Raw genomic sequence first — 24,059 nt, 5'->3', positions numbered from 1 at the left:
ACTTTCTCTTCCTTGAGCTAGAGAAAAATTTTAAAATCTAAGGTTTTCATCAATCAAAAAATAGAATTTCTACCGTTGAATATCCTGAAGGCTTTGCAACAAGGATAATTTATATAGACATTATGACACATAATATTAAACGCCCTTTTACATCATCAATTTTTTATAAGAATCTATCAAAAAAGTATACTGATAAGAAGCTATTTACTTTCCAAGATGATAACAATAACCTAACCTATCTAACTGGAGAAACGTTAGTAAAGAAAATTGTATTAGTAAGTAGTATCCTTCAAAAATTACTCCAACCTCAGAACAAAGTTATTATTTTATTACCACAAGGCATGGAATATATTAGTAGTCTTCTGGCGTGTTTCCATGCAAATGTAACAGCAATACCTACAGCTTTGGTGAGCATTGATGGAGGAGTTAATATTAAAGATAAAATTTTACCTATTTTTCAGGATTCAGATGCAAAATGTATTATAACCGATACAAATTTTAAGAAATTACTGGAAGAAAATAGTGATTTTGCAAACACCTCTATTTTATGCGTAGATGAACTTGAAGAGGGTAATATAGAATTTGAAAAACCAAGAAAATCAAATTTAGAAGATATTGCGCTTTTATTATATACATCAGGATCAACATCAAAACCCAAAGGAGTGATGCTTACCCAAAGCAATATAATGAGTCAAGCAATGCAGGGAGTTGAGCAATGGGACATTCAAGAGGAAAGTTGTATCGTTTCATGGATGCCACAGTTTCATAGTTTTGGATTGTTTTTTAATTTTATTACGCCGTTGTTAAAAGGTGCTTCAAGTGTCATTTTGCCTCCAGACAGTTTTGTGAGTAATCCATATAAGTGGTTTGAAATAATTAGTAAATATCAGGCTACCCATACAGCAGCACCTAATTTTGCTTTCGATTATTGTTGTTCATCAATAGACGTTACTAACCTTAAAGGGATATCCTTAAGCTCGCTTAAGGGAATTATTTGTGGAGGAGAACCGGTGCGAAAGGAAACTTATGAAAATTTTGTTAAAAAATTTAAAGTATTAGGACTGAAAAATAATATGTTCTGCCCGCATTACGGCATGTCAGAAGTAGGCTCTGTAACAACAAAGAGACCAACCGATAAAATAGGTTTTCTTTCACTGGATATCCCAAGCCTAAAAAAAGGAGTAATTAAATTATCTGATAAAAATAATATAAGCAAGTCAGTCTCAAGTTGTGGAATTATTAATGAAGATGTTAAAATATTGTGTGTTAATCCAGAAACAAACAAAACATGTCAACCAGATGAAGTAGGAGAAATTTGGATTAAGAGTCCATCCGTTGGTAAAGGCTACCTTAATCAACTAGAAGAGACTAAAAAAATATTTAATAGAACGATAGAAGGTTCTAAGGAAATGGGTTTTTTTAGGACTGGAGATCTTGGGTTTATACAAGAGAATCATCTATATATTATAGGAAGAGAAAAAGAGGTTATGATTATTAATGGGAAAAATTATCATCCTGTTGACATTGAGTGGGTTATTAAAAATAAGCTTCCCGACCTTATGCTACCTTTATGTGTGTTTTCATGTGAGTTGGATCAACAAGAAAAAATAATTATTGTTCAGGAAACAGAAGCTTTAAACCTCACAGAATATAAGAACTTATCTCAGGAAGTTTTGAATTGTGTAGCTGAAGCATATATGCTTGAAGTATATGAAGTAAATTTAGTTAAGAAAGGAACAATTCCGAAGACAGGAAGTGGTAAGATTCAAAGAAAAAATTGTAGAAACTTATACAAAGAAAATAAACTCTCGCCTCTTTATAATTATCAAACAGGTACTGTTCAAAAAGAAGCGGTTAAACCTGTATCACTTAATTATCAAGATTTTGAAAATGAAATTTTAAAGAAGCTCAAAGATGATGTGTTTTCTAATGTACTAGATATAGAATCGACAAAGATTGAAAACAAAATATCATTTGGTGAACTTGGTTTTGATTCAATTAAATATATTAAAGTTTCCAGAAAAATAGAGGAAGAATTTAATATTAAGTTTGAACCGGTAATGTTCTTTAAGCATCGAACCATAGATAAACTCGCACAATATCTTTCAACCCAAATTGAGAGACCAGATGTTTCTAATATTCAACAACCTGAGGAGGAAAAAACATATCATAAAGTTAACACAAAGCAAGAGGATACAAATATTGCCGTGATTGGTATTAGCTGCAATTTTCCAGGCGAAGCAACAAACCCAGAACTATTCTGGGAAAATATAGTGAATAAAAAAGATTGCATCTCAGCAATATCTCAAAGTCGTCCTCAGGTAATCGAAGATTATCAGAGTTTATATGATGAATCCGTTGATTTTGAACCTAAATGGGGTGGTTTTATTAAGGATGTAGATCAGTTTGATGCAGGATTCTTTGGGATATCTCCTTTGGAGGCAGAGAGTATGGATCCACAACAAAGAAAAATATTGCAACTTACATGGAACGTTATTGAAGATGGAGGCTATGACCCTGCTACTTTGGGTGATAAAGATATCGGTTTATTTGTTGGTGTGCATTCCAATGATTATGCCGAATTAATATCAAAAAGACCAGATTTAATAGATATTTATGGAGCCTACATAGACTCAGGGCTTCATATGAGTATGATTCCTCATAGAGTATCCCGATGGTTTAACTTTCATGGACCTAGTGAGGTGATAAACACAGCGTGCTCCAGTTCGTTAGTTGCAATTCATCATGCAATTGAATCGATCAACAAAGGGGAGTGTTCAATGGCTATCGCGGGAGGAATTAACCTTATTCTTTCTTCTCGTATTTATATCGCAAGCCATAAAGCAGGGATGTTATCAAAGGATGGCCATTGCAAGACCTTTGACGACAGTGCGGATGGATTTGTACGCTCCGAGGGATATGGAGCTGTACTGTTGAAGCCTTATAAAGAAGCGTTGAAAGATAATGATACCATTTATGGAGTTATAAAAGGAGCGACGATTAATCATGATGGCCAGTCAAATTCATTGCGTGCACCTAATTTGAATGCACAAAAACAATTGATTAAGTCAGCTTATAAAGGAGCTAGTATTCCAGCAGATACAATCAGCTATATAGAAGCACATGGTACAGGTACGTCGTTAGGAGATCCAATTGAATTTCAGGCGCTTAAAGAAGCGTTTGAGGAGATGGGTGCCAACGCGTCAACTCCTTTTTGTGGTCTTGGTGCGGTCAAAAGCGTTATTGGACATAGTGAGTCCGCTGCAGGAATTGCAGGATTTATTAAAGTGCTATTATCTATTAGAGCAAAAACGTTACCAGGTATTTTGCATTTTGATAAGCTGAATAAATATATCTCTTTAGAGAAAACACCTTTTTATATAATAGACAAAACTCAGGAATGGGAACAATTGAAAAATGAGAATGAGCAAGAAATTCCAAGACGAGCAGGGATTAGTTCCTTTGGTTTTGGTGGAGGAAATGCCCATGTTATTGTCGAAGAACATATTCCTGTAAATGAAGAAGAATCCGTTAAATTTGAAAAGGTAATTATCCCGTTTTCTGCGAAAAACAGGGAGCGTTTACTTGTAAGTGTACAGAAATTTATTGGTTATCTTGAAGTAACTTCAGATAAAAGATTGAATCTGTTAAACCTATCCTATACATTACAAGTTGGACGTAATGATATGGAAGAACGGGTTGTATTTTTGGTGAAGAGTATACAGGAATTGAAAGAAAAAGTCAATTTATTCATTGAAGGGAATAATGATATTGAAGATTACTGGTATGGAAACAATTCTAAAGATAAGGGCATTGAAAGCCAATTAGGAAGTGATGAGGATTCACAGGAGTTAATCGGTAAATGGTTTGCCAAAAATAAGTTTAATCAAATAGCACAACATTGGGCACAGGGAGCAAATATAAAATGGCATTTATTATATAAAAAAAATAAGCCATATCGTATAAACCTTCCTACCTATCCTTTTGCAGAAACGCGGTATTGGATTCCAGATTCAGGTCTAAAAACGGATTTTTCTTTTAATAGGGAAACAATTGGAGCTATTCATCCTTTATTACAGCAAAATACTTCAGATTTTTCCGAACAAAGATTCAGTACAACATTTACAGGTAAAGAATTCTTCCTGTCAGATCATATTGTAAACGGACAACGCGTTTTACCTGGTGTTATCTATCTGGAAATGGCAAGAGCATCACTGGAGAATTCATATGGAATATTAGAGCATGCTAATAACGGATTTAAAATCAGCAATATAACCTGGAATCATCCTGTTGTAGTTGATAAAGAACCCGTTCAGTTACATATAGCACTTTATATAGAAGAGAATGAACGTATTGATTATGAGGTGTATACTGAAAGTCCAGATAATCATTCGGAAACCACCCTTCATAGTCAAGGTTGTTTAATAGTTGAATCTGTTGATCCTATAATATTGGATTTGGATAGTATAAGAGCCACATGTAGTACTACGAAGATTACAGCAGAAGAGTTATATGGCCGTTTTAATAAGAAAGGTATTGACTATGGATCAAGCTTTATGAGAGTAGAGGGAATTCATTTAGGTGAAGGTGTTGCACTGGCAAAATTAAATTTACCTTCTTCTGAAGAGGGAAGTTTGAACCAATTCGTACTTCACCCAGGGATACTCGATGCGGCCTTCCATGCTTCATCTGTTTTTGTAACTGGAGACGAGCAGCATTTGGCGCTTCCATATAAAATAAAAGAAGTTGAAATTCATGGAAACTGTAGTTCAAAAATGTGGGCAAAAATTGAACACTGCAATTACGGTTCAGAGCAAGAAGAAATCAACACGTTTAATATTATGCTGTGTGATGACGAGGGTAATGTGTGTGTAAACATAAAAGAACTTGCTGTTGTAAGAGTAGAAAATAGTTTTGGAAAAAATAAAGATGAAAGTGAAGCTAAGACATTAATACTTACTCCAGACTGGAAAGAACACCCATTTTCTGGAAAAGATGACAAAATGGAATTTGATGAGCGCTTACTTATATTAATTGAACCAGAAGAGGTTTTAGTTGAAAAAGTTGAAGCAGAATTAAAATCTATTGGAGTTCGGAGTATTGTATTTAAGACTCAAGAACAGGAAATAGAGGAGCGATATACAAACTACACTTTGAAATTATTTAAAGAATTACAAAGTGTTATTAAAGATGGCTCTAATAAAAAAATATTTATACAGGTTGTAGCATCTACTCAGGGAAAGCAAAAAACTTTTATGGGGCTTGTAGGAATGTTAAAGACTGCATTTCAAGAGTATCCGAATAGTATTGTGCAATTTATTGGTGTTGATTTCTGGAAAGTTGTAACAACAGCTTTACTTAACGATAATAGCTATCGTCCATGGGAAGCATTCATACAGCACAAGAATAATAAACGCTATACATTTGATTGGAATACGATAGAAGACTATTCCTATAAAGAAGACCTATGGAAAACAGACGGTGTTTATATTATCACTGGAGGAATGGGAGGTTTGGGAATGTTATTTGCGCAGGAAATTATTAGCAAGGCAGAACATTCAGTTATAATTCTTACAGGGCGTTCTGTTTTGAATGAAGAAAGGAAAAAGAAAATCCAGAAACTTGAAGGAGATAGTGCAATTGTAGAATACAAGCAGACTGATATAACACAAATTAATGACGTTCAGATACTTATTAAAGATATCGTAGAACGGTTCGGTAAACTGAACGGTATTATTCATAGTGCTGGAATAATACATGATAATTACATTATTAAAAAAACAGAAGCAGAATTGAAAGAAGTCTTGCAGGTAAAAGTACATGGCTTGATTAACCTGGATAAGGCAAGCAGCGTAATACCACTTGATTTCATTATTTTATTTTCATCCATAGCAGGTAGTTTAGGAAACCCAGGACAGGCAGATTACTCAGCAGCTAATGCCTTTATGGATAATTTTGCAGTCTATAGAAATGACCTTCTAACTTTTCAAAAGCGTTTTGGACATACGTTATCAGTAAATTGGCCTTTATGGAAAGAAGGAGGTATGCAGGTAAACTCAGACGTTGAAGGTTTGATGAAACAAAATATGGGCATGTTGCCAATGAAGACTTCTAATGGGTTAGAATCTTTGTATCGTGCCTTTGCATCTGGCAAAGCACAAGTAATGGTGATAGAAGGCTATGAAGAAAAAATAAATGCTTTTATAAAACAGCAAACACTTAATGAATCATTACAAAAGTCGTTGAAAAAAGATGCTTTAATGGCTTTACCTACTATTTCACCAGAATTACTTGAGGAAAAGGCTGTAAATTATTTTAAAAACTTACTATCATCTTTTATTAGATTACCAGTTAAAGAGATAGATGCCAATGCTCACATGGATAAATATGGTATTGACTCAATAATGATCATGCAGTTGACCTCGAGTTTAGAGAAGGTTTTTGGAATATTGCCCAAAACATTGTTTTTTGAATATAAAAGTATTAAGACGTTAACCGGGTATTTCCTTGAAGATTTTAACACTCAACTCATAGAGTTGTTAGGATTAGATAAGGAGGTCATAGAAACAAATACATCCTCTAATAATTCTAAAGCATATAAGAAGCCGGTAGAAATTGAAGCAGTAAGGCGTAAAAGAACGCGCTTTACTTATGAAAATAACAGTTCAAAAAAAGAAAAACCTTTAAAGAAAGAAGATATTGCGATTATTGGATTAGCAGGTCAATATCCTGATTCAGAAGATGTTAATGAGTTTTGGAACGTATTAAAGAATGGTAAGGATTGTATAACAGAAATTCCGAAGGAACGTTGGGATTCCAGTTTGTATTTTGATGAAAATAGACATGTAAAAGGTAAAACTTATACTAAATGGGGAGGTTTTCTGGATGGTGTCGATCAATTTGATCCTCTATTTTTTAATATATCGCCTCTAGAGGCAGAAATGATGGATCCTCAGGAACGACTTTTTCTGCAATGTGTACATAAAGCTATTGAAGATGCAGGGTATTCTAAAGAGAGTTTGATGAATACTCAAGAAGGAGGTAAAGAAGGAAGTGTAGGCGTATTTGCGGGAGTCATGTTTCAGGAGTATCAACTTTATGGAGCTCAGGAACAAGCCAAAGGAAACACATTAGCAATATCAGGTAATATTGCTTCAATTGCTAATAGGGTATCATATTTTTATAACCTTCATGGTCCAAGCATGACTGTAGACACCATGTGCTCATCTTCTCTCTCCGCGTTGCATTTGGCTTGTCAAAGCATACATAATTCTGAATGTGAGTTTGCCATAGCAGGAGGCGTTAATATATCTATTCATCCAAACAAATATTTGTTATTAGCGCAAGGAAATTTTGCTTCAAGTAAAGGAAAGTGTGAAAGCTTTGGTCAAGGAGGAGATGGTTATGTGCCAGGTGAAGGCGTAGGTGCAGTATTATTAAAGCCTTTGTCTAAGGCTATTGAAGATGGTAATCACATATATGGAATTGTTAAATCGACAGCAATAAATCATGGCGGAAAGACAAATGGATATACAGTACCCAATCCAAATGCTCAGGCTGATGTTATTGAAGAAGCCTTGAACAATGCAGGAATTGACCCAGGAACAATTAATTATATGGAAGCTCACGGAACAGGTACAAGTTTAGGAGATCCTATAGAAATTGCTGGTTTAACAAAGGTTTTTAAGAAATATGCAGTAGAAAATCAATTTTGTACAATAGGATCGGTAAAATCAAACATTGGGCATTGCGAAAGTGCTGCTGGGATGGCGGGAATAACAAAAATATTGTTGCAGATGAAATATAAACAATTAGTTCCATCGCTTCATTCTAAAGAATTAAACCCCAATATAGATTTTAATAATTCACCTTTTGTAGTGCAACAAGAACTTGCGGAATGGAAGAGCGTGGAACTTACAGAAAATGGAAGGACAAAGGAATATCCACGAAGAGCAGGTCTTTCTTCTTTTGGAGCAGGAGGATCAAATGCTCACGTAATAATTGAGGAATATGTACCTGCTGAAGAGAGAGGTGCTGAGATTATAACTACAAAACAAAATCCGGCTATAATTCTACTTTCTGCCAAAGATGAGGTAAAATTAAAAGAGCAAGCAGGAAACATGTTGAAAGCTTTGAAAAGACAAGAGTTTTCAGATAAGGATTTGATAAATATAGCCTATACTCTCCAAGTAGGGCGTTCAGCTATGGAGGAGCGGATGGCTATGATAGTGACATCCCTGAGTCAGTTGGAGGATAATTTGGTTGCATATCTTGAAAATAAAAATTATAAAGAAAATATTTATTGTGGAAACACTAAGAGAGATAAATCACTCGTAGGGGTTTTGGGGGTAGATGATGATATTCAAAAAGTTATAGGATCCTGGATAAACAAGAAAAAATACGAAAAGGTATTAGATTTATGGGTAGCAGGTCTTAATGTAGATTGGGAAATCCTGTATAATGCTAAAGGAAAACCCAAAAGAGTTAGTTTGCCTACGTATCCTTTTGCTAAGGAGCGTTATTGGGTACCTTTCTCAGAATCTTCATCGCTAGTTTTAGGAGGTGATAGCTATTTACATCCACTAATTCATAAAAATACATCTAATTTAGAAGAGCAAAAGTTTAGCAGTACGTTTACAGGTAAAGAGTCGTTTTTATTAGACCACAATGTTCGTGGAGAAAAAACATTACCTGGAGTAGCTTATTTAGAGCTTGCGCGTTTTGCGGGATCACTTTCATTGGAGGTTCCTATCACCCAGTTTCGAGATGTTAAGTGGTTACATCCAATAAGCGTCAATGAGAGTCCTTTTGAAATACAAGTTGGTATTTTCGAAGATTCAGAAGGATTAGGTTATGAAGTTTACAGCGGTTCAGCAGAATCAGAGTTAATTCATAGTCAGGGAACTTTGGGATATGGCGATTTTTCAGCACCATCGCCTTATGATATTTCAGCACTACGTTCAGGTTTTTTATCAGAGAAGTCAGGTTCATCTTTTTATACAATATTCAAAGATCTAGGTATAGAATATGGTTCTGGTTTTCAGGGTGTAGAAGCCTTATATTATAGCCCAGAAGGCTGCTTAAGTAAGATCGGCTTATCCAGAGATAGTGATTATGAGTTGCAACCAGGTGTTTTGGATAGTGCCTTACAGACGTGCTTAGGTTTTAGTTTAGATAATTTGAGTTTAGGTTTACCTTATAGTATAAAAGAAGTTACCCTTTATGGGGATGTCTCCCAAACCGTTTGGTGTTACGCTCGCAAAAGTAGCAACGACCATACAAATAAGGTATCGAGTTACGATATTGATTTATTATCCGAGTCTGGCGATGTTTTATTGCGTATGCGAGATTTTGTGACTTTGCCAGCGGATGGTTTCCATAATCAGGGTAATAAAGATTCAAATAGTTTGACAGACATAATACCTGAGCTTCATTTATATGATTCCTCATGGAATGTTCAGGTTTTGGATGCTGTTTCGGAATCATCAGAAGAAAAAGGATTAGTTATTTTATCAGGAGGTTCAGTTAGTTTATCAGATAAGCTACGAGAATCTTTAGAGAGCGATGTTGTTACAGTTAATGAACCCGATGAGCTGTCTTATTACAATAAGTTACAGGAATTAATACAATCCAATTTAGGAACCAAAGTTCCATTACGAATCACTGTATTGTACCGTAATTCGGAATATTTGGATTATGGTTTTATCACAGGTTTATTACGAACAGCAGAGCATGAGAATCCCAAATTGACTTGTAAGACCATAGGCATAGACAGTTTGTCTGTTAAAGAATTAGATAATTTAAAACATATTATTAATTCCGAATTTTTGGATGCAGGTAAAGAAGTTCGTTACCTAAACGGAGAACGAGAAGTTCGTGGTTTAAGAGCCTTACCATTAAATACAGATTTCACAGATTTACCAGTTAAAGAAGGCGGTGTTTATCTGATTACTGGAGGTTGTGGAGGCTTAGGTCTTATTTTTGCAAGCCATTTTTCTTCTACACCAGGCGTTCAATTGGTTTTGACAGGGCGACGTAAAGAAAGCCGTTTAAATGATAAGGAGTTATTATCTCTTGGAGCCGTTTATTATAGTTGTGATGTAAGTGATAAAGAGGATGTATTTAGTTTAATATCACATATAAAGGATACCTATGGTCGTTTAGATGGTATCGTCCATAGTGCAGGCGTTCTTCGAGATGGTTTTTTATTGAACAAGACTATTGAAGAAGCCTCACAGGTGCTCGCACCAAAGATTTTAGGTACTAAATATCTTGATGAAGCAACCAAGGATTTGGCTTTAAACTTTATGGTGTATTTTAGTAGTACAGCAGGTGTTTTTGGTAATGTAGGTCAGGCAGATTATTCAAGTGGTAATGCTTGGATGGACTTCTATGCATCATATCGTAATGATTTGGTGTTAAAAGGCAAGAGACATGGTATTAGTTTGAGTATTAACTGGCCCTTATGGTCAGAAGGCGGTATGCGTATAGATAAGGATATTGAGAAGCATATGGAATCTCGAACAGGCTTACTTTCTTTACCTACAGCAGATGGTATTATAGCCTTTGACTCTCTTTTATCCAGAGGTATTACCCAAGGCGCTGTTTTTTATGGACATAAAGATCGCTTAGAGCGTTCGTTGTTAAAAATAACCCCAAGTTCGGAGGTGGAGACTGAGGATAATTTAGTAGAAGTAACAGACAAGTTACAAGAGGCTACCATAGACTATATGAAATCCATATTTTCATCAGTTCTAAAGTTACCTTCAGAGCGTATAGATATTGAAAGTTCTTTTTCCCAATATGGAATTGATTCTATAATGATTTCAAAGTTAACAAACCGCTTGAGTGACGTTTTTGAAGATTTACCAGTTACATTACTATTCGAACACCAAACGTTAAGTAGTTTATCAGCTTATTTTTCAAAATCTTATCCCAAACGTTTATTGGAACTTACAGGGCTTAACGAAGAACATGTAGAAATTACCCCTGTTTTATCAAAGGTTGATTTTGAAGATATAGATAAAAGTATAAGTCGGAGGAAACGCTCAAAGGAGTCTTCTCAGAAAGGACGTTCTTTTGGAGGAGGGAATTCTATAAAAGAGGATATAGCGATTATAGGATTAAGTGGTCGTTATCCGGGAGCCACTACGTTAGAGGATTTTTGGGAGAATTTGAAAATGGGCAAGGATGCTATTACAGAGATACCTTTAGACAGATGGGATGCTGAAGGCATGTATGATCCAGAAAAAGGGGAGTTAGGAAAAATTTCCAGTAAATGGGGTGGTTTTATAGATGATGTAGATAAGTTTGATCCGTTATTTTTCAATATCTCCCCAAGAGAAGCAGAACTTATGGATCCTCAAGAGCGTTTATTTTTACAAACCGCTTGGGAAACCATAGAAGATGCAGGTTATACCTTAGATCAACTTACTAAAGTTCGTTCTTCACAAGGGTCAGGTTTAGGTGGTCATGTAGGCGTATATGCAGGTGTCATGTATGGTGAATACCAGTTGTTTGGAGCAGAAGAAACTCTAAAAGGAAATCCAACATCCACTTGGTGTAGTCCTAGTAGTATCGCGAACCGCGTATCATATGCTTTGAACCTTCATGGTCCAAGTATGGGGGTTGACACGATGTGTTCAAGCTCATTGGTTTCTATTCATTTAGCCATAGATGCGATCCGTAATGGATTATGTAGCATGGCCATTGCAGGAGGTGTTAATGTAAGTATCCATCCTAATAAATATAAAAACCTTAGTCAGAACATGTTTGTTTCAGATAAGGGGCGTTGTGAGAGTTTTGGAGAAGGCGGTAATGGATACGTTCCTTCAGAGGGCGTAGGTGCTGTCCTGTTAAAGCCACTAAGTCAGGCGGAGGCAGATGGCGACCAAATTTATGGAGTTATCAAAGGCAGTAGTCTTAATCATGGTGGTAAGGCAAATGGATATACCGTACCAAATCCAAAAGCTCAGGCTGCAGTAATTCAAGAAGCTATTGCACGAGCAGGCGTTTCACCCGATGATTTTAGTTATATAGAAGCACATGGTACAGGAACAAGTTTAGGTGATCCCATAGAGATTGCGGGATTGAGTAAAGCTTTTAAGGGTAGTAAAGAAGGACAGTATTGTGCTATAGGAAGTATTAAGAGTAATATAGGACATGCAGAATCTGCAGCTGGAATATCAGGCGTAACCAAGGTCTTGTTGCAGTTAAAACATAAACAATTAGTTCCTAGTTTACATTCAGAACGTTTGAATCCAAATATAGATTTTGAAAAGACACCGTTTAAGGTTCAACAAAAATTAGAGGACTGGGTATCTCCTAAAGGACGTTCACGTTTAGCAGGATTAAGCAGTTTTGGTGCTGGAGGTAGTAATGCTCACCTTATTATTGAAGAATACGTTCCAATAAAAAAGAAGGTTTATGAGAGTAAGGATGCAGTGATTATAGTGTTGTCAGCAAAGGACAAAGATCGATTAAAGGAACAGGTAATTAATTTAGAATCCTATTTAATTAAAAATCCAGAAACTAATATTTATGATTTAGCCTATACTTTACAAATAGGAAGAGAGTCCATGGAAGAACGATTGGCTTTTGTTGCTGATGGTTTAACGGAATTAAAAGGTTGTTTAGGGGCTTATAGTTCTGGAGAGATATCTGGTTTGTTTATTGGTAATAGTAAGAAAGAAAATTCCTCTTTTTCGTTGGAAGGAGAAGCAGGAGAAGCCTACATTGAAACAGCTATCTCTAAACAGGAATATGCTGCTTTAGTCCAATTGTGGGTAAAGGGTGCGGTTATAGATTGGGGTTTATTGTATAAGAATAACAGACCTAGTATTGTTAGTTTACCTCCATATCCTTTTGCGAAGGAGCGTTATTGGATTCCTGTATCGGATATTTTATCACCAGTTATAGGAGGAAAGGGGCTGTTACATCCCTTGTTGCATAGTAATGAATCTAGTTTATTAGAGCAAAAATACCAAAGTATATTTACAGGTAAAGAGTCGTTTTTATCAGACCATACTGTTCAAGGAGATAAAGTTTTACCAGGCGTAGTTTATTTAGAACTTGCTCGTGTAGCAGGATCTCTTTCGTTGGAGGCTCCTATAACCCAGTTTCGCGATGTTAAGTGGTTACAGCCAATAAGAGTCAATAGCAACCCTGTTGAGGTACAAGTTGGTATTTTCGAGGATGCCGAAGGACTAGGTTATGAAATATATAGTGGTTCAGGAGATTCTGAATTAATTCACAGTGAGGGTTCTTTGAGTACTGCTAATTTAACTTCTCCTGAGTCCTATGAAATTTCATCGTTGCTTTCTAGTTTTTCTTCAGAAAAAGATAGCACTTCTTGGTATGAAATTTTTAAAGATTTAGGAATTCAATATGGTACGAGTTTTAAAGGCGTAGAGACCTTATATTATAATCAAGAAGGATGCCTAAGTAAGATAGGGTTATCCAGAGATAGTAATTATGTGTTGCAACCAGGAGTTTTAGACAGTGCCTTACAAACATGTCTAGGTCTTAGCTTAAACGATTCTGAGATCAATCTTAATTTACCTTATAGCATAAAAGAAGTTACGATCTATGGTGATGTTTCTCAAACCGTTTGGTGTTATGTTCGAAAGAGTTCTGATAATTCCGATCGTAAGATATCAAGTTATGACATTGATTTATTATCTGAGTTAGGAGAGGTACTGTTAAGCATGCGAGATTTTGTGACCTTACCATTGGATGGTATACAAAATTCAGTTAGTATCGATTCAGGAAGTCCATCTGCAACTTCCCCAGAGCTTCTAATATATGGCAATACTTGGAATGTTCAACTTTTGAATAGTACTTCTGAGATACCTGAAGCTAATGGTTTAGTTGTGTTATGTGGTGGTTCCACTAGCTTATCCGAAAAACTTGGAGAATCTTTGGGCTACAATGTTATGACCGTAAATGAATCTGATGAGTTAACTTTTTATAATAAGTTACAGGAATTAGTACAATCTAATTTAGAAACCAAAGATCTATTATACATCACTGTTGTATATCGTAATTCTGAGTATTTAAATTATGGCTTTATCACAGGATTATTGCGTACAGCAGAGCAAGAAAACCCTAAATTAATATGTAAGACTATAGGCTTAGAGCGTTTATCTGTTAAGGAACTGGATGATATAGGAAGTACTATTACTTCTGAGTTTTTAGATGCAAATAAAGAGGTGCGTTACCAAGGCAATCTACGAGAGGTTCGTAATTTAGAAGCCTTACCTTCAGAAGATACTTCCACGGATTTATTAATTAAAGAAAACGGTGTTTATGTGATCACAGGCGGTTGTGGTGGATTGGGGCATATTTTTGCAACCTATTTTTCTTCGACTCCGAGAGTGCAATTGATTTTAACAGGGAGACGAAAAGAAAGTCGTTTAAACGATAAAGAATTAGCTTCTCTTGGAGCTATTTATTATAGTTGTGATGTAAGTAATAAGGAATCAGTGTCCACTTTGATATCCTATATAAAGGATACTTATGGCAAATTGGATGGAGTTATCCATAGTGCAGGAGTACTTAGAGATAGCTTTTTATTAAACAAAACTATCGATGAAGCCGCTCAAGTACTCGCCCCTAAAATTTTAGGGACTAAATATTTAGATGAAGCTACCAAAGAATTCAATCTAGACTTTATGGTGTATTTCAGCAGTACAGCAGGAGCCTTTGGTAATGTAGGTCAAGCAGACTATTCGAGTGGTAATGCTTGGATGGATTATTACGCTGTTTATCGTAATGATTTGGTATCTAGGGGCAAAAGACATGGGCTTAGCTTGAGTATCAACTGGCCTTTATGGACAGAAGGTGGCATGAGGATAGACAAGGATATTGAGAAACATATGGAATCTCGAACAGGCCTACTTTCTCTAGCTACTTCTGATGGTGTTATTGCTTTTGAGCATCTTTTATCTACAGGGATTAGTCAGGGTGCTGTTTTTTATGGATATAAAGATCGTTTGGAGCGTTCGTTGTTAAAAACAGTATCAGATTCGAGGGAGAACAGGGTAGAGAATTCTGTAGAAGCAACAGATAAGTTATTAGAAGCGACCACGGAATACGTGAAGGCTATATTTTCATCTGTTTTAAAGCTATCACAAGAACGGATTGATACAGAAGATTCTTTCTCTCAATATGGGATTGATTCTATTATGGTTTCTAAGTTAACAAACCGTTTGAGTGAAGTTTTCGAGGATTTACCAGTTACATTACTTTTCGAATATCAAACAATAAGCAGCCTGTCGACTTATTTTGCAGAAACATATACCAAACAATTATTAGAACTTACAGGTCTAAATAAGGATGATAGAGGTAGTGTAACACAAGTATTGCCAAAGATTGATGGGAATATAGATAAAACCCTAAGTCGCAGGAAACGTGCTGTAGGCTTTTCTAGTAAAGGGCATTCTTTTGATGCAGGACGTTCTGTAAAGGAGGATATTGCGATCATAGGGTTAAGTGGTCGTTATCCGGGAGCCGCTACGTTAGAGGATTTTTGGGAGAATTTGAAAATGGGAAAGGATGCTATTACAGAGATACCTTTAGAGAGATGGGATGTTGAAGGCATGTATGACCAAGAAAAAGGAAAGTTAGGAAAGATTTCCAGTAAATGGGGTGGTTTTATAGATGATGTAGATAAGTTCGATCCGTTATTTTTCAATATCTCCCCAAGAGAAGCAGAACTTATGGATCCTCAAGAGCGTTTATTTTTACAAACCGCTTGGGAAACCATAGAAGATGCAGGTTATACCTTAGATCAACTAGCTAAAGTTCGTTCTTCACAAGGAGATGGATTAGGAGGTCATGTAGGCGTATATGCAGGGGTCATGTATGGCGAATATCAATTATTTGGAGCTGAAGAAACGGTAAAAGGTAATCCAATGGCTACTTGGTTTAGTTCTAGTAGCATAGCGAATCGTGTTTCTTATTGTTTGAACCTTCACGGTCCAAGTATGGGAGTAGATACAATGTGCTCAAGTTCGTTGGTTTCTATTCATTTAGCCATAGATGCGATCCGTAATGGATTATGTAGCATGGCCATTGCAGGAGGAGTCAATGTAAGTATACATCCTAATAAATACAAAAACCTTAGTAAGAACTTGTTTGTTTCAGATAAGGGGCGATGTGAGAGTTTTGGAGAAGGCGGTAATGGATACGTTCCTTCAGAGGGCGTTGGTGCTGTTCTATTAAAACCATTGAGTCAGGCGGAGGCAGATGGCGACCAAATTTATGGCGTTATCAAAGGAAGTAGTTTGAATCACGGCGGAAAAGCTAATGGATATACCGTACCAAATCCAAATGCTCAGGCAGGAGTGATTCAAGAAGCTATTGAACGAGCAGGTGTTTCACCCGATGATTTTAGTTATATAGAAGCACATGGTACAGGTACCAGTTTAGGAGATCCTATAGAGATTGCAGGATTAAGTAAAGCTTTTAAAGGTAGTAAAGTAGGGCAGTATTGTGCTATAGGAAGTATTAAGAGTAATATAGGACATGCAGAATCTGCAGCTGGAATATCAGGAGTAACCAAGGTCTTGTTGCAGTTAAAACATAAACAATTAGTTCCTAGTTTGCATTCTAAGACATTGAATCCGAGTATTGATTTTGAAAACACGCCGTTTAGAGTACAGCAAGATTTAGAGGATTGGACAACTCCTGAAGGAAACCCACGATTAGCAGGAATTAGTGCTTTTGGTGCAGGAGGTAGTAATGCCCATCTTATTATAGAAGAATACGTTCCTAAAGAAAGACAGGGGTACCAGAGTAAGGATGCTGCGATTGTAGTATTGTCAGCAAAAAATAAAGATCGATTACAGGAACAGGTGATCAATTTACAATCGTATTTAGATAATCACCAAGAAACTAATATCTACGATCTAGCCTATACGTTGCAGATTGGAAGAGAGTCCATGGAAGAACGATTGGCTTTTATAGTAAAAGATATTGATTCGTTATTAAAAGAAATGGAACTGTATCTTTCTTCAAAGAAAGGAACTTTCTTTAGCAGAAAGAATCAAGAAACGGCTTCCGAATTTTTGCTTGAAGGCGAAGCGGGTAAAGGCTATATGGAGATAGCAATCAGAAAAAAGGAATCTAGGTCATTAGTTCAGTTATGGGTTGGAGGTGCGAAAATTGATTGGCAACTACTTTATGAAAAAGGAGATATTCCTAATAAAATAAGTTTACCTACTTATCCTTTTACTAAAGAGCATTATTGGGTGACTCAAACAAAAAGTTTGAACAATATAAATACAGAATCAAAACTGCACCCATTATTACATCGTAATGAATCAGACTTAACAGAGCAAAAATTTCAGAGTACATTTACAGGAAAAGAACTTTACTTTTTAGATCATAAAGTTGGAGATGAAAAGGTATTGCCAGGGGCAGCATACCTCGAGCTAGCCAGAGAAGCCGGTCAAAGAAGTCTTCGCGCACCAATCACTCAAATTAAAGAAATAACTTGGCTAAGTCCGATAGCTATAAACGAAACAAAAAAGCAGATAAATATCAGCATTTTTGAAGAAGGGTCATCTATAGGATACGAGATTTATAGCAACTCAGGAGATAAAGAATTGATTCATAGTAGGGGTAAATTATCAAAATCATTACTGCCTTCAGTCTCTTCTTTTAATATTAATGAAATAAAGAATCGTACAAGTTATACTAAACAAAAGGTTGATTGCTATAGTATATTCAAAAAATTAGGGCTGAATTATGGTGAAAGTTTTCAAGGAATTGAAGCGTTGTATTATAATGATTCTGAGTCTTTGGGTAAGATTAATTTGTCAAATGAAAAAGGATTTATTTTACAACCTGGACTATTGGACAGTGCATTACAGACATGCCTTGGTACAAGCCTGAATGATTCGGAGAGAAGTTTGAGTTTACCATTCAGTGTTAAAGAGGTGAATATTTATGATGATGTAAGTAAAACCAGTTGGTGTTATGTAAAGAAGAACTCAAGAAATAAAACGGGCGATAAAATATCCAGTTATAATATCAATTTGTTATCCAATTCAGGAGATGTTTTGCTCAATTTTATAGATTTTGTTGTTGTGCCGTTAGATATGAATAATACTATTGATTCTCAGTCAGGTATTGAATCTGAAGAATTAAAAACACATTTATATCAGAATACATGGAAGGAAAAAAACAGTTTTGATCAACTAACTCTTGCAGGATATACTCCGCTTATTGTATTGGCTGGTGGTTCGGCTGAATTAGCAGAAAGGTTACAAACATTATTACAAATAGAAGTTATCGTTATTAACGAAGATAACGAGATAAATTACTATAAGAAGTGTAAAGAATTGGTGAAAAGTAAATTTGCAGCCAAATCAAAACACTTTATAACGGTGATTTATTCCAATGAGGATTATGTAAATTATAGTTTTATAAGTGGGTTACTTAAATCTGCAAATAGAGAAAATTCTCGAATAATTGGTAAAACTATTGGAATTCCAGATTCATCTATCGAAAACTTTGAAACTGTACACAAAATTATCGAATCTGAAAAATGGGATGTTTCTAAAGAAGTTCGTTACAATGGAATTAAGAGAGAAGTACGTGAATTATCAATTTTAAAGGATTCATTTACCAGTTCTTCAAGTTTTGAAATCAAAGAAGGTGGTATTTATATAATTACTGGTGGAAGCGGAGGGCTTGGAGAAATTTTTGCCAGGTATATTTCCGAAACAAAAGACACTAAATTAATTTTAGCAGGTAGAAGTAAAAAGTCCAGACTTAATGATTCGAGTTTACAAAACCTTAATGCAATATACCGTAGTTGTGATATATCCAATAGTACTTCTGTTAATGAATTAATTAAAGAAATAGTAGACACGCATGGGAGGTTAGATGGAATCATTCATAGTGCAGGAGTTCTTCGAGACCGTATTTTACAAAATGAAATTATAGATGAATCTGAAACGGTTCTATCTCCAAAAATTATTGGGACTAAAAATTTAGACCAAGCGACTAAAGATCTGGATTTAGATTTCATGATTTTCTTTAGTAGTATATCAGGAGCATTTGGAAATATAGGTCAGTCCGATTACTCAAGTGGAAATGCTTGGATGGATAATTATTCGAGTTACAGAAATAATTTACGTAAAAAAGGTAAGAGAAAAGGTGTTACAATTAGTATTAATTGGCCTTTATGGAAGGAAGGAGTGATGCAGATTGACGAAAAGACTGAACAGTATATGAAGGATCAAATAGGTCTATATGCACTTCAAACTAAAGATGGTGTAGACGCTTTCAATACTTTTTTAAGCCAGGAAGTTTCTCAGGGAGCTATTCTGTATGGACAAAAATCAAAATTGTCTATCAATTTAGTAGATAAGGCTTCGTCTATTGATCAGAAAAAATCTTCAAATATTACAGAATTAGATCGTGATAAAATGAAGGAAGGTGTTAATAGGTATCTGAAAGATATACTATCCAAGACATTGAAACTGTCTCCAGATCGTATTGAAGACACTATACCTTTTGGGAAATATGGGGTTGATTCCATTATGATAGTTAGTCTCACAAATAATTTGAATACAGTTTTTGAAGATATTCCAAGTACCTTATTTTTCGAATATAATAATGTATCGGAACTTTCAGACTATTTCATTCAAGAATACCCTAATCGATTACTCGAGCTAATCGATATTAAAAAAGAAGATGTTTTAATTAGTCAACCCGAAAAAATATACCAACCTAAACAGGTAGACTTAAAAGCATCAATTAATACAAGAAAACGGTTTGTTGCTAGTGAAGGAGAAAACATAGTAGAGGTATCACATCCGGTGAAAAAAGAGGGTATAGCGATTATAGGATTAAGTGGTCGGTATCCAGGCGCAGCAACTTTAGAAGATTTTTGGGATAACTTGAAAATGGGCAAGGATTCTATTACGGAGATACCTTTGGAGAGATGGGATGTTGAAGGCATGTACGACCCTGAAAAAGGAAAGGTAGGCAAAATTGCTAGTAAGTGGGGCGGTTTTATAGATAACGTTGATAAGTTCGATCCGTTGTTTTTTAATATATCACCTCGTGAAGCAGAACTTATGGATCCTCAGGAGCGCTTATTTTTACAAACTGCCTGGGAAACTATAGAAGACGCTGGTTATACCTTAGATCAACTTACTAAAGTTCGTTCTTCACAAGGGTCAGGTTTAGGTGGTCATGTAGGCGTATATGCAGGTGTCATGTACGGAGAGTATCAATTATTTGGAGCAGAGGAAACAGTAAAAGGAAACCCGCTTTCAACTTGGTGTAGTCCTAGTAGTATAGCGAATCGTGTATCGTATAGTTTAAACCTTCATGGCCCAAGTATGGGAGTGGATACCATGTGTTCAAGCTCATTGGTTTCTATCCATTTAGCTATAGATGCAATTCGCAATGGACTATGTAGTATGGCGATTGCAGGAGGTGTTAATGTTAGTATTCACCCTAATAAGTATAAGAATCTTAGCCAGCAAATGTTTGTTTCGGATAAAGGGCGTTGTGAGAGTTTTGGTGAAGGTGGTAATGGATACGTTCCTTCAGAGGGCGTTGGTGCTGTTCTATTAAAACCATTAAGTCAGGCAGAGGCAGATGGCGACCAAATTTATGGCGTTATCAAAGGAAGTAGTTTGAATCACGGCGGAAAAGCTAATGGATATACCGTACCAAATCCAAATGCTCAGGCAGGAGTGATTCAAGAAGCTATTGAACGAGCAGGTGTTTCACCCGATGATTTTAGTTATATAGAAGCACATGGTACAGGTACCAGTTTAGGAGATCCTATAGAGATTGCAGGATTAAGTAAAGCTTTTAAAGGTAGTAAAGTAGGGCAGTATTGTGCTATAGGAAGTATTAAGAGTAATATAGGACATGCAGAATCTGCAGCTGGAATATCAGGCGTAACCAAGGTCTTGTTGCAGTTAAAACATAAACAATTAGTTCCTAGTTTGCATTCTAAGACATTAAATAAACGTATTGATTTTGAAAACACTCCGTTTAAAGTACAACAGGATTTGACCGATTGGATAGCTCCTGAAGGTAATCCACGATTAGCAGGAATTAGTGCTTTTGGTGCAGGAGGTAGTAATGCCCATCTTATTATAGAAGAATACGTTCCTAAAGAAAGACAGGCTTACCAGAGTAAGGATGCTGCAGCTATAGTATTGTCAGCAAAAAACAAAGATAGATTACAGGAACTGGTGATCAATTTACAATCTTATTTGGATAACCACCAGGAAACCAATATCTATGATCTAGCCTATACATTACAAGTTGGTAGAGAACCCATGGAAGAGCGATTGGCTTTTGTTGCTAATAATTTAACAGAATTAAAAGATCGATTAATATCCTATAGTTCTGGAATACTATCCAATTTGTTTGTCGGTAATGTAGAAGATGAAAATTCCGATCTTTTATTAGAAGGGAAAGCGCTTGATCTATATATAAAAACAGTGTTATCTGAAAGGCAACCAAAATCACTTACTCAATTATGGGTTAGAGGTATAACAATTGATTGGCATTCGCTTTATGATAAAGAAAATAGCCCAGATAAGATCAGTTTACCAACGTATCCATTTAAAAAAGTTGGGTATTGGATTCCAAAGTTAGATGAAAATAAGCCTGTTATATCAAATTCAACCAACTATCTACACCCGCTATTACACTTCAATAATTCTAAATTTAATAAGCAATTTTTTACTAGTAAGTATACCGGTTTAGAATCATTTTTAACAGATCATAAAGTTGGAGGTGAAAAAATGTTACCAGGAGTTGCTTATTTAGAGTTAGCCAGAGAAGCAGGGTGTTTAAGTAAGGAAACAGACATTACTCAGATAAAAGATATTATTTGGACAAACCCTATATCTGTAAATGGAAAACCGGAATCCATAGAAATTAGTTTATCTGAAGAAGGAGATAGTGAAATAACCTATACCGTTTTAAAAAATACTAAAGAAGATCGTACTATTTGCGGGCAAGGCGTTCTTAGTACAAGAGTTCTAGTTTCTCCTGAATTGATAAATATAGAAGAGATTAAGAATCTGTTATTTAATGAAAAGGAAGGTTCTGAATGTTATAATATTTTTAGAAAAATTGGACTTGATTATGGATCAAGCTTTCAAGGAATAGAAAAACTTTGGTATAGTGATACAGTTGCTTTATCAAAAATTAACTTACCCCGCCAAAATAATTACGTTTTGCAACCAGGAATTATGGATACTGCTTTGCAGACATGCATCATATTGGAGATGGGAATAAAAGATAATTCAGACCTTGCAGTACCTTTTAGTGTTAAAGAAGTGAATATCTATGGAAATGTTTTAGATACTTGTTGGTGTATTGTTCGTAAAAAAGATAGTGGTAAAAGGAAAGTTAATACTTCTAGCTATGATATTGATTTGTTATCCGATAAAGGAGATGTTTTATTAAGCTTTAGAAGTTTTATAATATTGCCTGTTGTAGGAAAGCCTAATATTGAGAAGAAACCTCAATTAATCGAAAATACTACTAAAACACATTATTATACCGATTATTGGCAAACATGTGATCCAGAAATAAAAAACAGTAAAATCAATCAAGAATCAAAATTAGTTTTGCTAGCAGGAGGCTCAGAGGAGCTATCCAAGATATTAAAAGAAAAATCAGGATTAGAAGCTGAATCTTTAAAACACCATGTTGAGGTTGATTATTTTAATGAGATATTTCAAAAGATTAAAAAAATAATTAAGAATAATGTTTTTAAGGATATTACCATTATTTATAATAATAAAGATTTTGTAAAATATGGTTTTGTATCAGGTCTGCTTAAAACGGCAGAAAGAGAAAGCCAAAAGATTATCGGAAGAATGATAGGAGTAGATAGTCTATCTATCAAATCAATAGATAAGTTAGTTGATGTCTTAAAATCTGAAAATCAGACTGAATACATAGACATTCGTTATAAAAATAATGTTAGAGAGGAGAAGTGTTTTAAGCCAATTACAAGTTTAGACCCTTCAGGCATTAAGATAAAGGAAGGAGGCATATATTTTATTACTGGTGGAGCAGGAGGATTAGGCTTTGTTTTTGCAGAACATATAAGTAAAACAAAGAATACCAAACTCATTTTGACTGGAAGAAGTGAACTTTCAAACGATAAAAAGTTTCTTTTAAAAAGTATTCCTAATTCAGAATATATTTCTTGTGATGTAACAGATAGCACATCTGTTACAAGAGTTATTAAAAATATTATTAAAACTCATGGAAAGTTGGATGGCATTATTCATAGTGCTGGTATAAATAGTGATAGTCTAATTATCAATAAAATGCCAATTGAAGTAGAGCAGGTACTTCATGCAAAGATTCAAGGAGCAAAGAACCTTGATAAAGCTACAAAAAATATATCTCTGGATTTCTTTATGTTGTTTTCATCAGTTTCAGGAGTATTCGGTAATGCAGGTCAATCTGCTTATTCAGCTGGAAACGCCTACTTGGATAATTTTGTCAAATTCAGGAATGAGATGAAAGATAAAGGTGAAAGATCCGGTAACTCCTATAGTATTAATTGGCCATTATGGATTGATGGGGGAATGTACCCTAAAGAAGAGGTTGTCGAATATTTGTTTACTCAGTTTGGTTTAAAGCCTTTACCTTCTAAAGAAGGGGTCGCTATTTTTGATCGTGTGCTTGAAAATAATGTTGAAGGAAATCTTGTCTTATTTGGTCAGAATATAGAAAAACTTGAAAAGAACCTACTTTATCAAAAAACAAATGAAGAAACACTAGAAAATATGATTGAAGCACTAATTTCAAATAACTCTTTAGATTCTATAGAGGCTTTTATAAATGAAATTCCAGACGAAGATATAGAGGGTTTGATAACGGCTTTCACAAAAGAGGAAAACCTCTTAGATAAAGCGTTTGATGATGATATAGAAAATATGGTAAATAGTCTATTAGAAATGGATTCTACAGATTCCATAGATGCTATTTTAGATCAACTCCCAGAAGACTCTTTAAAGGAAATAATTTCGATTATTAAGAATTTTTAA

The 24,059-nt window shown here is 35.2% G+C and carries 1 protein-coding gene; it reads left to right on the top strand.

Going from position 1 to position 24,059, the window contains the following annotated elements; all coding sequences use genetic code 11:
• Positions 1–122 precede the first annotated feature (122 nt).
• Positions 123–24,059 carry an SDR family NAD(P)-dependent oxidoreductase gene (locus A8C32_RS20155; protein ID WP_069828788.1) on the top strand — a complete coding sequence of 7,979 codons (23,937 nt, stop codon included), beginning with the start codon at positions 123–125 and terminating at the stop codon, positions 24,057–24,059.

The sequence above is a fragment of the Flavivirga aquatica genome, from assembly GCF_001747085.1.
Classification (GTDB): domain Bacteria; phylum Bacteroidota; class Bacteroidia; order Flavobacteriales; family Flavobacteriaceae; genus Algibacter_C; species Algibacter_C aquatica.
Note: the sequence above shows the minus strand (reverse complement) of the source record. Positions and strands in the feature narration are given on the sequence as shown.

Bases quoted from the DNA above. Each gene is read 5' to 3' on its own strand.
- A8C32_RS20155 (WP_069828788.1), top strand. From the start codon at position 123: ATGACACATAATATTAAACGCCCTTTTACATCATCAATTTTTTATAAG.